General features: G+C 69.6%; 11 protein-coding genes. 10 read left to right on the forward strand and 1 reads right to left on the reverse strand.

The window, feature by feature from the left end; genetic code table 11:
- Nucleotides 1-73: 73 nt before the first annotated feature.
- The 4 genes from ABZ906_RS00370 (at nt 74) to ABZ906_RS00385 (ending at nt 6,210) form a co-directional block, all read left to right on the forward strand.
- A complete protein-coding gene (locus tag ABZ906_RS00370) occupies nt 74-2,176 on the forward strand; it encodes an ABC transporter ATP-binding protein (protein WP_361375637.1) in 2,103 nt (700 codons plus the stop codon).
- A gap of 162 nt (nt 2,177-2,338) precedes the next feature.
- Entirely contained in the window at nt 2,339-3,226 is an 888-nt protein-coding gene (locus tag ABZ906_RS00375) for a FadR/GntR family transcriptional regulator (RefSeq protein WP_361197784.1), read from the forward strand.
- 419 nt (nt 3,227-3,645) lie between these two features.
- Nucleotides 3,646-5,190, forward strand: a complete 1,545-nt coding sequence (locus ABZ906_RS00380) for an RNA polymerase sigma factor (protein WP_361197781.1) — start codon at nt 3,646-3,648, stop codon at nt 5,188-5,190.
- A gap of 189 nt (nt 5,191-5,379) precedes the next feature.
- Complete coding sequence (locus ABZ906_RS00385; RefSeq protein ID WP_361375640.1) at nt 5,380-6,210, forward strand: serine protease; 831 nt, start codon at nt 5,380-5,382, stop codon at nt 6,208-6,210.
- Between the two features lie 169 nt (nt 6,211-6,379).
- Here the strand turns inward: ABZ906_RS00385 and ABZ906_RS00390 are convergent, their stop codons facing one another.
- Entirely contained in the window at nt 6,380-6,607 is a 228-nt protein-coding gene (locus ABZ906_RS00390) for a hypothetical protein (protein WP_351173659.1), read from the reverse strand.
- A gap of 441 nt (nt 6,608-7,048) precedes the next feature.
- On the opposite strand from ABZ906_RS00390, the gene ABZ906_RS00395 reads away from it, so the two are divergent.
- The 6 genes from ABZ906_RS00395 (at nt 7,049) to ABZ906_RS00420 (ending at nt 13,934) form a co-directional block, all read left to right on the forward strand.
- On the forward strand, nt 7,049-9,172 hold the full coding sequence (locus ABZ906_RS00395; protein WP_361375643.1) for a DNA topoisomerase IV subunit B: 2,124 nt from the start codon (nt 7,049-7,051) through the stop codon (nt 9,170-9,172).
- A 143-nt stretch (nt 9,173-9,315) separates the two neighbouring features.
- Nucleotides 9,316-9,828, forward strand: a complete 513-nt coding sequence (locus ABZ906_RS00400) for a DUF1453 domain-containing protein (RefSeq protein WP_361197772.1) — start codon at nt 9,316-9,318, stop codon at nt 9,826-9,828.
- Nucleotides 9,825-10,967: a histidine kinase gene (locus ABZ906_RS00405; RefSeq protein ID WP_361375646.1), complete on the forward strand. Its 1,143-nt coding sequence runs from the start codon at nt 9,825-9,827 to the stop codon at nt 10,965-10,967. The genes ABZ906_RS00400 and ABZ906_RS00405 overlap by 4 nt, the downstream gene beginning before the upstream one ends.
- The gene (locus ABZ906_RS00410) at nt 10,964-11,668 is read left to right on the forward strand and encodes a response regulator transcription factor (RefSeq protein WP_361197766.1); all 705 of its coding nucleotides are present in this window, start codon (nt 10,964-10,966) and stop codon (nt 11,666-11,668) included. Before ABZ906_RS00405 ends, ABZ906_RS00410 begins: the two co-directional genes overlap by 4 nt.
- A gap of 125 nt (nt 11,669-11,793) precedes the next feature.
- Nucleotides 11,794-12,345 (forward strand): DUF485 domain-containing protein, encoded by a 552-nt coding sequence (locus ABZ906_RS00415; protein ID WP_361375649.1) that lies wholly within the window; start codon nt 11,794-11,796, stop codon nt 12,343-12,345.
- Entirely contained in the window at nt 12,342-13,934 is a 1,593-nt protein-coding gene (locus ABZ906_RS00420; protein ID WP_361375652.1) for a cation acetate symporter, read from the forward strand. The genes ABZ906_RS00415 and ABZ906_RS00420 overlap by 4 nt, the downstream gene beginning before the upstream one ends.
- Nucleotides 13,935-13,952: the final 18 nt, after the last annotated feature.

Genomic DNA, 13,952 nt, shown 5'->3' on the forward strand with positions numbered 1-13,952 from the left:
CGGGGTTCGCCCGCCCCCGACCCGGCGGACGGATCCCGGCCGTCGAGCGGTCGCACATCCCGCGAGAGAAGCGATGATCCAGGCCATCGGACTGACCAGCAATACCCGTCAGGAGCTGCCGCCCGCCGTCGACGACGTGTCCTTCGAGGCGCGAACAGGCCGCGTGACGGCACTGCTCGGCGCGCAGGGCGCCGGCAAGACGACGGCGCTCAGGCTCATGCTCGAAATCCAACAGGGCCGAGGAGTCACCTACTTCAGAGGGCGCCCGCTGCACCGCATCAGCCATCCGTCGCGCGAGGTGGGTGTCCTTCTGGGCGAGGTGCCGGGGCACCCCGGCCGCACGGTCCGGGGCCAGTTGCGCATGCTGTGCGCCGCGGCCGGTGTGACCGTCCAGCGCGCCGACGACGTACTCGAAGTGGTCGGTCTCGTCGGCCTCCGCGATCAGCGGCTCGGCATGCTCTCGCGCGGCATGGACCGGCGTCTCGGCCTGGCCTGCGCGCTGCTCGCCGACCCGCACACGCTTGTCCTCGACGGTCCCGCCGACGGGCTCTCGGCACGGGAGGGCGCGTGGCTGCACAGTGTTCTGCGCGCGCACGCCGCCCAGGGCGGAACCGTCCTGTTCTCCACGGCCGACCCCAAGGAGGCCGCACGGACCGCCGACCGGGTCGTGACGCTGGAAGCGGGCCGTCTGGTCGCCGACCAGGAAGCCGGTGACTTCGCCCGCACCCGGCTGCGTCCGCGGGTTGCGGTGCGCAGCCCGCACGCGGCTCGCCTCGGTGCGCTGCTGGCCAAGGAAGCCCGTGCCGGGCGACGCTCCATCGAGGTGGTGAAGGAGGAGGGCAACCGGCTTTCGGTGTACGGCAGCCACTGCGCCGAGATCGGAGAGACGGCGTTCCGCCACGGGATTCTCGTCCACCAACTCGCCGACGAGATCGGGGATGCGGGGCCCGTGGCCACGGTGCCGTCACCGACGCCCGCGCCCGAACGCGTAACCGAGCCTTCTGGAGCGGCGACAGCGGCAACAGCGGCAACAGCCGCTGCGGGCGGGACGGAAGAGAGCCCGGTGGGAATCAACTCGGGGGAGGGTGGCCCGACTGGGGCAGCCGATGTGCGGCCCGACAGCGATAACGGCACCGTGGCTGAGGCTGAGGCTGAGGCTGAGACCGAGGCCGCCACCGTCGCCGCCACCGCGACCAGCACCGAGGCCAGCACCGAAAGCAAGGCCGAGACCGCGGCCACGGCCACCGCCCCCGCCGAAACTGCGGCCACCGCCACCGCCACCGCCACAGCCCCCGCCGAGACCAAGACCCTCATCCCCCTCGTCACCACAACCCCGACCAGCACCCCCGCCCCGCAGGATGCCGCGGCTCCAACCCCCTTGCCGCCTCCCATTTCGATCCGTCCCGCCCGCGGCCCTCTTCGCCCCTTGCGCTACGAGCTGCGCCGCGCCGCCGGTATCGGCACCGGGTACCTCACCATCGCCGCGGTGCTCGCTGTCTCCGCCGTCCTCTGTGTCTTCCTCGCCAGGAACGGGCACACCCCGCAGCCGCTCCTGCTCGCCGCCTGGCCCGAGGAACTTCCCTTGCCGCCCGCGGCGCTTGGCGCCGGGCTGCTCGGCGCGCTCGCCTTCGGTGAGGAGTTCCGCCACCCCGCACTCGCCGTCGACCGCGGCACCGTCCCCCGCCGCTTGGGGCTGCTCTGCGCCAAGTTGATCGTCTCGGCGGCCACCGCGCTCCTCCTGAGCCTGCTCGTGCTGGGCTCGGACGCCGCGTTGCTTCACCTGGTATACGGAGACGAGGTCGCGAAAGTTCCCGCCGACTGGCTCTCGCTGAGCGCGAGTTGGGTTGCCCTGGTGGCGGGATGCGCCTGGGCGGGGGTGCTCGCCGGAGGGGTTTTCCGGTCCACGACCGCCGGCCTGGCCGCTGTTCTCGCCGTGCCGATCGTCGTCGTACCGCTCGTACAAAAGGCCTTGGAGGGACCGTCTGTGCGATCGGCGGCGGGGCTGCCGGGGCGGCTTCGCGACCTCGCTCTGGTGCAGTGGCCGTTCGGCGTCGAGCGGTATCTGGCCGGTGGAGTCCGGATGATCGCCCAACCTGTGGGCAGCGCACTGATGTTGTCGGTTACCGCTCTGCTCTGCGCGTTTCTGCTCACAGGGATGCGAACCAGAGCTCGATAGACGACCACCCGGCGCTTCCGTTCACGTCCTGCGCACAACTCCTCACAGAACGGCCGCTTCCTTCCGATAAGGCGTCAATTGCGGCGGGGTAAGCGATCACCCTTTCGTGTGCTTTTCACCAAAGACCTCAAGGGACTTGGGAGCCACGCCGACAAAGGTTCCGTGAGTACCCTTGCGCACACCATGATGACCGCCGCCCGCTCCGCCGACTCCGGCCTCGCCGGCCCGGGCGAACTCGACCGCTACCCCTACGCGGAGGCCTCCGGTGCCGATCGCGTCGTCGCGCCCTCGTGGGACAGCGCCGACCAGGATCTCGGCCGCGTCGGCCGACGCACCGCAGGCAGCCGCGGCCGTGGACTGCACGGCCAACTCGTTCAACAGCTCGGCCAGATGATCGTCTCCGGTGACCTGGGCGCAGACCGCCCGCTGGTCCCCGAGGAGATCGGCCAGCGTTTCGAGGTCTCCCGCACCGTCGTCCGGGAATCGCTGCGCGTACTCGAAGCCAAGGGCCTGGTCAGCGCCAGGCCCAATGTCGGCACGCGCGTGCGCCCCGTCAGCGACTGGAACCTCCTGGACCCCGACATCATCGAGTGGCGTGCCTTCGGGCCGCAGCGCGACGACCAGCGCCGCGAACTCGGCGAGCTTCGCTGGACGATCGAGCCCCTCGCCGCCCGGCTCGCCGCGGGCCATGGCCGCGAGGAGGTGCAGCAGCGGCTCGCCGACATGGTCGAGATCATGGGCCATGCCCTGAGCCAGGGCGACGGGATCACGTTCTCCCGCGCCGACGCGGAGTTCCACTCGTTGCTCATCCAGCTCGCGGGCAATCGCATGCTGGAGCACCTGTCCGGCATCGTCTCGGCCGCGCTCCAGGTCTCGGGAGGCCCGGTCACCGGCTGTGACCGCCCCACGGAGACGTCACTGGTCCACCACTCGCGCATCGTCGACGCTCTCGGAGCGGGCGACGGGCCCGGCGCCGAAGCCGCCATGCGTCAGCTGCTCACGGCCCACCCCGAGGTGGAGCGCGTCGTGCCCGCCCCCCGCGAGCACTGACGGGCCGGGTCTGCGTCCGTACGGCCGGATCATGCGCCTCGCGGCCCGACCGCATCACTCCGTTGGCGCGGCCGCGTCGCCGGGCCTCTGCGGGTTCCTCGGGGATCCGTCAGAGCCCGGCGACGCGGTTGTTGCCCTGCGAGCGGCCGTCAGAGCCCAGGTCTGGACACTTCTGACCGCATCTGGCCGCTTTTGAATGCTTACGGGGTGTGACTCGGGCCACGTAGATTGGGCGTAACGCTCCTCGGGGCAGCGCGATGACCTAAGAGGTGATAGCCGAGGAAGGAATACAGCAGTCGTTCGCGGCGCTGTGTAGCTCCCCGGCCCCGCCTGCGCCGTCGGCCCATCCCCAGTCGTCGGTCGTCGGTCCTGGTCCACAATGGACGGGGCCGGAAGCCGTTTTCCAACGTTCCGAGAGGTTGTTCGTGTCGGCCAGCACATCCCGTACGCTCCCGCCGGAGATCGCCGAATCCGTCTCTGTCATGGCGCTCATCGAGCGGGGAAAGGCTGATGGGCAGATCGCCGGCGATGACGTGCGTCGTGCCTTCGAAGCTGACCAGATTCCGGCCACTCAGTGGAAGAACGTTCTGCGCAGCCTCAACCAGATCCTCGAGGAAGAGGGTGTGACGCTGATGGTCAGTGCCGCGGAGCCGAAGCGCCCCCGCAAGAGCGTCGCAGCAAAGAGCCCGGTCAAGCGCACCGCGACCAAGACCGTCGCGGCCAAGACGGCCACGGCGAAGCAGGCCACCGCGACCGCCGCCCCCGAGGCGTCGGCCGCAGATGTCGCAGCCGAGGACTCGCCCGCGAAGAAGGTCGCCGCCAAGAAGACGACGGCAAAGAAGGCCGTCGCCAAGAAGACCGTCGCCAAGAAGGCGACGGCGAAGAAGAGTGCGTCCAAGCAGGACGACGAGATCCTGGACGACGAGGCCACCGAGGAGGCGCCCGCCAAGGGCAAGCCCGGTGAGGGCGAGCCCGCGGAAGAGGGTGCCCAGGGCTTCGTGCTGTCCGACGAGGACGAGGACGACGCCCCGGCCCAGCAGGTCGCCGCCGCCGGTGCCACCGCCGACCCCGTCAAGGACTACCTGAAGCAGATCGGCAAGGTCCCGCTGCTCAACGCCGAGCAGGAGGTCGAGCTCGCCAAGCGCATCGAGGCCGGCCTGTTCGCCGAGGACAAGCTGGCGAACGCCGACAAGCTCGCGCCGAAGCTCAAGCGCGAGCTGGAGATCATCGCCGAGGACGGGCGCCGCGCCAAGAACCACCTGCTGGAGGCCAACCTCCGTCTGGTGGTCTCCCTGGCCAAGCGCTACACCGGCCGCGGCATGCTCTTCCTGGACCTCATCCAGGAGGGCAACCTCGGTCTGATCCGCGCGGTCGAGAAGTTCGACTACACCAAGGGCTACAAGTTCTCCACGTACGCCACCTGGTGGATCCGTCAGGCGATCACCCGCGCCATGGCCGACCAGGCCCGCACCATCCGTATCCCGGTGCACATGGTCGAGGTCATCAACAAGCTCGCGCGCGTGCAGCGCCAGATGCTCCAGGACCTGGGCCGCGAGCCCACCCCGGAGGAGCTGGCCAAGGAACTCGACATGACCCCGGAGAAGGTCATCGAGGTCCAGAAGTACGGCCGTGAGCCGATCTCCCTCCACACCCCCCTGGGTGAGGACGGCGACAGCGAGTTCGGTGACCTCATCGAGGACTCCGAGGCGGTCGTTCCGGCCGACGCGGTCAGCTTCACGCTCCTCCAGGAGCAGCTGCACTCCGTGCTCGACACCCTGTCCGAGCGTGAGGCGGGCGTGGTCTCCATGCGCTTCGGCCTCACCGACGGCCAGCCGAAGACCCTCGACGAGATCGGCAAGGTCTACGGGGTGACGCGTGAGCGCATCCGCCAGATCGAGTCGAAGACGATGTCGAAGCTGCGTCACCCGTCGCGTTCGCAGGTCCTGCGCGACTACCTCGACTAGTCACCAGCGCTCCAGACACAAGACCCGAAGCCTCGGCGAGGCTTCGGGTCTTCTGTTTGTTCGATGCGTTCACCCGGCGGCGTCCTGTTCTATGTGTCCGGCCTGGTCCGGACGCGCGTGGCGGGGTGCGGGGCGTGCCGCTCTCGATCACTGTGGGTGTGCCATGGCAACCCAGAGTGGGGAGATCGCATGCCTCGTCCTTTCGCCCGAACATTTACGGCGGCGTTGGCCCTTGTCACGCCGGTGGCGGTGCTGCCGCTGGCCTCACCGGCCCCCGCGGCGGCCGACAGCGTCGTCATCGGGGGCAGCCCGGTCAAGGTGGCCGACAGTCCGTGGGCGGTGGCGCTGTCCAGCCGTGACCGGTTCGGAGGTACACGCTCGGGACAGTTCTGCGGAGGAGTGGTCGTCGGACGCTCGACGGTCCTCACCGCGGCGCACTGCCTGGGCGAGGAAGTCCTCGGAGTGCCGCTGAGGAAGATGAGTGACCTGAAGGTGATCGCAGGCCGGGACGATCTGGGCACGTCGGACGGCCGTGAGATTCCGGTTAGTGGGGCGACGGTCAATCCGAAGTACGACAGCACCTCGAACTCCGGTGACGTGGCGGTGGTGAAGCTGGCGACCCCGCTGCCGGAGGACTACGTCATCGGCATGGCCGGGGAGGGCGACCCGGCGTACGAGCCCGGCACGCGCGCGGCCGTCTACGGGTGGGGTGACACGACGGGAGCGGGTGATTACGCGCGGACACTGCACGCCGCGAATGTGCGCGTGCTGCCCGACGCGACGTGCAAGAAGGCCTATCCGGGCAGCGCTGACGGTACGTACATGCCCGCATCCATGCTGTGTGCGGGCGAGGTCAGGGGAGGCCGTGACGCCTGCCAGGGGGACAGCGGTGGTCCGCTCATCGCGCGCGGGCGGCTGATCGGCCTCGTGTCGTGGGGGAGCGGATGCGGTCGGGCCGGCAGTCCCGGCGTCTACACGCGGATCTCGGGTGTCGCGCAGGACATGCCTCTGCGCGGCTGAGAACGCGGGAGTTGTCGGCACGGGCAGTGCGGGGCGTCGCCCGGGAGCCCCGAGAAGGCGCCTGGGCGCCCGTGTGACGAGAGCGGGCGGCCACCCCTGGGGTTGGCAGGGGCGGCCGCCCGATCACCGGCCTGAAGAGCGCCGGATGGCTCGTCGTGGGTGCGAGGTGTCAGCGATCCTCGTCCGTGGTTTCCGGAACGGCCGTCAGCCGCTCCGTCTCGTCCTGTATCTCAGCGGCGATCTTCTTGAGTTCCGGCTCGAACTTGCGGCCGTGGTGGGCGCAGAAGAGCAGTTCACCGCCGCTCAACAGGACGACGCGCAGGTATGCCTGGGCGCCGCAGCGGTCGCAGCGATCAGCGGCCGTCAGGGGGCTCGCGGGGGTCAGAACAGTAGTCACGTCGCCTCTTCTCTAGCTCGACGAGCTGTCGTACCAGGGTCAACATCCAACCAGGCCGAAAACGTTCCCGCTCGTGGCTTTTCCTCGAATGTTTTTTCCGAGGCGGCTGTCTGCTGCCGGTTGGCGGCGAATGTGCCGTATTACGTCTCTAACGTGTCGTACGGTTTCGCGCTGTCTGTCAGGTCGGTCGTCCGCCGGCTGGGTTGCCGGTTGTTCATGAGGACGTGCCCGGAGCCTAAATGGTTCATGCCTGGAAGGGAACGTGACGTGCGCTTCACTCCATCGAGGGATCGAACAAGCGTGCGGCACTGGACTAGTGTGAGTTGAGACGAGGGTGGCGTTACAACGGCTCTACCAGGCCTCGGTACCCTCTGAGCGGCAACCGAAGCCGGGTCCTTACCCCAAAGGGCCCCATTTGAAATTCAGCGAGGAGCGAACCGCGTGACCGCCGAGACGTCCGTGCCGTCCACAGCGTTGCTGACCGGAGCAGACCGGGACGGTTCCAACTACACCGCGCGGCACCTGCTCGTCCTGGAGGGGCTCGAGGCCGTTCGCAAGCGTCCTGGCATGTACATCGGGTCCACGGACAGCCGTGGCCTGCTGCACTGCCTCTGGGAGATCATCGACAACTCCGTCGACGAGGCCCTGGGCGGCTACTGCGACCACATCGAAGTCATCCTCCACGACGACGCCTCAGTAGAGGTCCGGGACAACGGCCGAGGCATCCCGGTGGATGTCGAGCCCAAGACCGGCCTCTCCGGGGTCGAGGTCGTCATGACGAAGCTCCACGCGGGCGGCAAGTTCGGCGGTGGCTCCTACGCCGCCTCCGGCGGCCTGCACGGCGTGGGTGCCTCCGTGGTGAACGCCCTGTCCGCGCGCCTCGACGTAGAGGTGGACCGCGCGGGGCACACCCACGCGATCAGCTTCCGTCGTGGTGTCCCCGGAGCTTTCGCCAAGCCCGGCCCCGACGCCGACTTCGACTCGTCGGCCAAGCTGCGCAAGGCCAAGAAGATCCCCAAGACGCGCACCGGCACGCGCGTGCGCTACTGGGCCGATCGCCAGATCTTCCTCAAGGACGCCAAGCTCAACCTCGACACGCTGCACCAGCGCGCCCGGCAGACCGCGTTCCTGGTGCCGGGCCTGACCATCGTCGTACGCGACGAGTACGGCCTCGGCGAGGGCGGCAGCAAGGGCGAGGAGTCCTTCCGCTTCGACGGCGGCATCAGCGAGTTCTGCGAGTACCTCGCGCAGGACAAGGCCGTCTGTGACGTCCTGCGCCTCACCGGCCAGGGCAGCTTCAAGGAGACCGTCCCGGTCCTCGACGACCACGGCCAGATGACGCCCACCGAGGTCACCCGGGAACTCGGCGTGGACATCGCGCTGCGCTGGGGCACCGGATACGACACCACGCTGCGGTCCTTCGTCAACATCATCGCCACCCCCAAGGGCGGCACCCATGTGTCGGGCTTCGAGCGCTCCCTCACCAAGACGATGAACGAGGCGCTGCGTGCCCAGAAGGTGCTGCGCGTCGCCGAGGACGACATCGTCAAGGACGACGCCCTCGAAGGCCTCACCGCGGTCGTCACGGTCCGTCTCGCCGAGCCGCAGTTCGAGGGCCAGACCAAGGAGGTGCTCGGCACCTCGGCGGCCAACCGCATCGTCGCCAACGTCGTGGCCAAGGAGCTCAAGGCGTTCCTGACCTCCACCAAGCGCGACGCCAAGGCGCAGGCCCGCGCCGTGATGGAGAAGGCCGTCGCGGCGGCCCGCACCCGCATCGCGGCCCGTCAGCACAAGGACGCCCAGCGCCGGAAGACGGCCCTGGAGTCCTCGTCGCTGCCCGCGAAGCTCGCGGACTGCCGCAGCGACGACGTGGAGCGCAGCGAGCTCTTCATCGTCGAGGGCGACTCGGCGCTCGGCACGGCCAAGCTGGCGCGGACCTCCGAGTTCCAGGCGCTCCTGCCGATCCGCGGAAAGATCCTCAACGTTCAGAAGGCGTCCGTCACGGACATGCTGAAGAACGCCGAGTGCGGCGCGATCATCCAGGTCATAGGGGCAGGGTCCGGCCGGACCTTCGACATCGACGCGGCGCGCTACGGGAAGATCATTCTCCTCGTCGACGCCGATGTCGACGGCGCCCACATCCGGATTCTGCTGCTCACCCTCTTCCAGCGGTACATGCGACCGATGGTGGAGGCGGGCCGGGTCTTCGCGGCCGTGCCGCCGCTGCACCGGATCGAGCTGGTGCAGCCGAAGAAGGGCCAGGACAAGTACGTCTACACGTACTCGGACAACGAACTGCGCGAGACGCTCCTCGAGTACCAGCGCAAGGGAATCCGCTTCAAGGACTCCATCCAGCGCTACAAGGGCCTCGGCGAGATGGACGCGGACCAGCTCGCGGAAACCACCATGGACCCCCGCTACCGCACTCTGCGGCGGGTCAACATCGGCGACCTGGAGGCCGCCGAGCAGGTCTTCGATCTGCTGATGGGCAACGACGTGGCGCCCCGCAAGGAGTTCATCACGAGCTCTGCGGCGACGCTGGACCGCTCGCGCATCGACGCGTAGCGCCCTCCACCCGTGGGTGGAGCCGACGGCTCCACCCACGTTCCACCCCTGCTCCGATGCCTTGACCAGGCCATTTCCGTAGCGTCGAAGGCGTCGATCCTCCCCGGATCGGCTCCGCACTTCTTCGCCATACGGAGGCCGTCATGTCTGGGCTCACCAATGTTCTGGTGATCTGCGCCGTCGTCGTGCTGGTGATCGTGCGCCAGTTCAAGGCGCAGGAGATCACCACGGACAGGCGCTGGTGGGTCATACCTGCCGTGCTGGTCTTCATGGCCGTGCGCGAGCCGGACCTGCTGGATCCGCATCACCGGGCGGCGGCCGCCGTTCTGCTCGGCGCGGAGCTGCTGGTCGCTCTGGCCATGGGCTTCGGCTGGGCACGGACCACCCATGTGTGGACGGCACCGGACGGTGCCGTGTGGGGCAAGGGGACCAGGGCCACCGCCATCGTCTGGGCCGTCGGGATAGGGCTGCGGCTCGGTCTGTTCGGCATCGGCGCGCTGTTCGGGGTGCGACAGGGCAGCGCCGCTCTGATGCTGGCCCTCGCGGCCACGCTCCTGGTGCGCAGCGGCATGCTGGCGCAGCGGGCCGGCCTGTTCCGCCCGGCGTACGGTGTTGCGGACGCGGCGTACGAGCCGATGCGGAAGGACCCCGTGTGATCGCGGACCGGTGGATGAGATGGCCCTCACGGGAAGCGTTCAGCCAGGGAGGGCAGAGCGTCGCCCGACTGTGGTTCGTCAGGGTCCTGAGGGTGGTGGTCGCCTGCGTCCTGCTGTGGAACGCGTTCCGGCACGACAGGGGCTGGCTTCTTGCGGCCGGGATCGGCCTGGTCGTGCTCTCCTGCGGGCTCGCCGTGGCCTTCCTGCGCACCTCCTTCGACCGGCGGTTGTGGCCCTCGGTCACCCTGCTGCTCCTGCTGACGGGGGCCGGATACGCCGCGCAGGCGGGCGACTGGAAGGCGCTGGCGCTCGTCCTCTGGTGCGGCACGGGGGTCCTGGCCCTGGAGCGGCTGCCGCTCGTCGCGGCCGCGGTCTGTGTGCCGGTGGCGATGATCGGATTCGCCGTCCACAACAACGACAACTGGCTGGTCACGGGCCTCATCGTCGTCGGGCTCGCGCTTGCCGGATACACCCTGCGGCTCGATGCCGACGCACGGGGCAACGCCCAGCGGCTCCTCGCCCAGGAACGGGCCGCCCGCGCCGCGGAGGCCGAGACGGCCGCGCTGGCCGAGCGGGCCCGCATCGCCCGGGAGATCCACGACGTGCTCGCGCACAGCCTCTCCGCGCAGCTCGTCCACCTGGAGGCGGCGCGACTTCTGATCGAGGGGGACGCGACACGCGATCAGATACTGGAGCGTGTGGTGGCGGCGCGTTCCATGGCCCGCGAAGGGCTCTCGGAGACCCGCCAGGCGCTCTCCGCGCTGCGCGGAGAGATGACACCGGTCGAGGATTTCCTGCACGATCTGGTCGCTTCGGACAAGGCTTCGGTGTCCGTGACGGGGGAGCGGCGCGCTCTGCCCGCCGAGGCGTCACAGGCGGTGCGGCGCGTCGCGCAGGAGGCCCTGACGAACGTCCGCAAGCACGCGCCGGGCGCCGAGGTGTTCGTGCGCCTGGCTTACGGGGAGGGCGAAGTGACGCTGGACGTGCGGGATTCGGGCGGGCCGCCGGGTGAACTCGCGGCGTCCGGAGCCGGGTACGGTCTGCTCGGAATGCGGGAGCGGGCCGAGCTGCTGGGCGGGTCCCTGACGGCCGGGCCGGGCGAGGAGGGCTTCAACGTGACGCTGAAGGTGCCCACATGACGACGGACGGCGGCGCCAAGGCGCCGGCGCGGGTGGTCGTGGTCGACGATCAGACCGTGGTGCGCGAGGGCATCGTGATGCTGCTGGGGCTGTTGCCCGGTATCGAGGTCGTCGGTTCCGGGGGTGACGGGGAGGAGGCCGTGCGGCTCGTGGCCGAGCTCGCTCCGGATGTCGTTCTGATGGACCTGCGTATGCCGCGGGTCGACGGCGCGGAGGCCACCCGCCGTATCCGTGCCGAGCATCCGGGGACACAGGTCGTCGTCCTCACGACCTACGCCGACGACGACTCGCTCTTCCCCGCGCTGAGAGCGGGTGCTCGCGGATATCTCACCAAGGACGCGGGCGGGGACGAGATCGTGCGGGCCGTCGAGGACGTGCTCTCGGGCGACGCGGGGCTGTCTCCGCGGATCCAGCGGCGTCTGCTGGAGCGGCTTTCGGAGCCCGAACAGCCCGCGCCCCCGGTGGAGCCGCCCGACGGCCTCACCACGCGCGAGACGGAAGTGCTCGTCCTGATCGCCGAGGGCATGACGAACCAGGAGATCGCCCGCGCGATGCATGTCTCCACCGCGACGGTGAAGACGCACATCAACAATCTCTTCGCCAAGACCGGCCTCAAGGACCGCGCGCAGGCGGTCCGTTATGCCTACGGGCACGGTCTCGTCGCGCCGCCGGGCAAGCCGCCGGGCGCCAGGCCGACCTAAATGGGATCTTTGATGAGGTCCTTCACCTGATGGGGTGAAGAGAAGGGAGAGAAGAGTCAGGGATCTTCCCGTTCTGTCCATCCTTGGGCACGCGGCCGAACAAGGCTGCGGACAAGGAGAGTTCGGTGGAGAAGCACGACGGGCGCGATGCGGGGCAGGCGCGGACCGGTGATCCGAGAGATCCCTGGTACGACGCGCTTGCCTCCGGCTGGGGCGAGTTGGACGGCACAGGTGCGCCGGCGCCCGTGGTGCCGCCCCGAGCCGCGCCGGAGCGCAGCGCGAGCGCGGCCGACATCTACCTGGAGGTCCAGCGCAGTGCTGCCTTCCAGGAGGTGCGCGCCCGCTACCGGCGCTTCGTCATCCCCGGGGTGGCCGTCTTCTTCACCTGGTACGTCGCGTATGTCGTGACGGCGACGACGGCGCCCGGCCTCATGGCGCGGCCCGTCGCCGGATCCGTGAACGTGGCGATGGTCGCGGGCCTCGGGCAGTTCCTCACGACCTTCCTGCTGACCTGGGCGTATGCCCGGCACGCCCGGCTGAGGAGGGATCGCGCGGCGCTCGATCTGCGCTGGGCCGTGTTCGAGCAGAAGCGTGAGCAGGACCAGCGAGTACACGATCATCAGCGGGAACCCGGCGCGTGGGGCGTGCAGGAGCCGGTCCGGGGGAGCGAGCGATGACGGGGGACCACCAGACGCTCGCGCTGCTGCTGTTCGGCGTGTTCGTGGCCGTCACCCTCGGCATCACGACGTGGGTGAGCCGCAACCGGCACGGCTCGGCGGAGGAGTTCTATGCGGGCGGGCGGCTCTTCTCGCCCATGGAGAACGGTTTCGCCATCGCCGGCGACTACATGTCGGCCGCCTCTTTCCTCGGCATCTCCGGACTGATCGCCCTCTTCGGGTACGACGGGCTGCTCTACTCGGTGGGCTTCCTCGTCGCCTGGCTGGTCGTGCTGTTCCTGGTGGCCGAACTGGTGCGCAACTGCGGCCGGTTCACGCTCGCCGATGTCGTCGCCGCCCGGATGCGGGAGCGGCCCGTGCGCATCGCGGCGGGAACTTCCTCCGTGACCGTGTCCGTTCTCTATCTGGTGGCGCAGATGGTGGGGGCGGGCTCACTGGTCGCGCTGCTGCTCGGCGGGACGAGCGGGGCGGCGCAGGCCTGGACGGTGATCGGCGTCGGCGCGCTGATGGTCGTCTATGTGTCGTTGGGAGGGATGCGGGCCACCACCTGGATCCAGATCGTCAAGGCGGTCCTGCTGATGTGCGGCGCGATCACGCTGACCGTGCTCGTTCTGGTGCGTTTCCACGGCGACTTCGACCAGTTGTTGCGGACCGCGGCCGACCGCAGCGGGCACGGCAGCCAGTTCCTCGCGCCCGGCCTGAAGTACGGCGGCGACTGGACGTCGCGCCTGGACTTCATCAGCCTCGGGCTCGCGCTCGTCCTCGGCACGGCCGGTCTCCCGCACATCCTCTCCCGCTTCTACACGGTGCCGACCGCCCGCGCCGCCCGCCGTTCCGTCGTCTGGTCCATCGGCCTCATCGGCAGCTTCTACCTGATGACGATCGTCCTTGGTTTCGGTGCCGCCGCCATCGTGGGTACCGATGCCGTGCGGGGATCGAACGCCGCGGGCAACACGGCGGTTCCGCTGCTCGCGCTCGATCTCGGGGGCGGCGCGGATTCCACAGGCGGAACGGTTCTGTTCGCCGTCGTCGCCGCGATCGCCTTCGCCACGATCCTCGCCGTCGTCGCCGGGATCACGCTCGCCTCCTCGGCGTCCGTGGCCCACGACCTGTACGCGTCGCTGCGGCGCAAGCGGGCGAAGCCGCGCAGCGAGGTGGCGGTGGCGCGTCTGGCCGCTGCGGGGGTCGGGGTGGTGGCGATCGGCCTGGGGCTGCTCGCGCGCGACCTCAACGTGGCGTTCCTGGTGGGTCTCGCCTTCGCGGTCGCCGCGTCCGCGAATCTGCCCGTGCTGCTCTACTCGCTGTTCTGGCGGAACTTCACCACGCGGGGAGCGGTCTGGTCGGTCTACGGCGGCCTGGTGCCCTCCCTGGTGCTCGTCGTGCTCTCGCCCGTGGTCTCGGGAGGGCCGAGTTCGCTCTTCCCCGGGGTGGACTTCCAGTACTTCCCGCTGGAGAACCCGGGGCTCGTCTCCATCCCGCTGGGCTTCCTCGCCGGATGGCTCGGCACCGTCACCTCGCCGGAGCCCGCGGACGAGGCCAAGCACGCGGAGACCGAGGTGCGGGCGCTCACCGGGGCGGGAGCCGCGTAACGCCCGCCTACGTAGCGT

It is taken from the genome of Streptomyces sp. NPDC046925 (assembly GCF_040644915.1).
GTDB lineage: Bacteria > Actinomycetota > Actinomycetes > Streptomycetales > Streptomycetaceae > Streptomyces.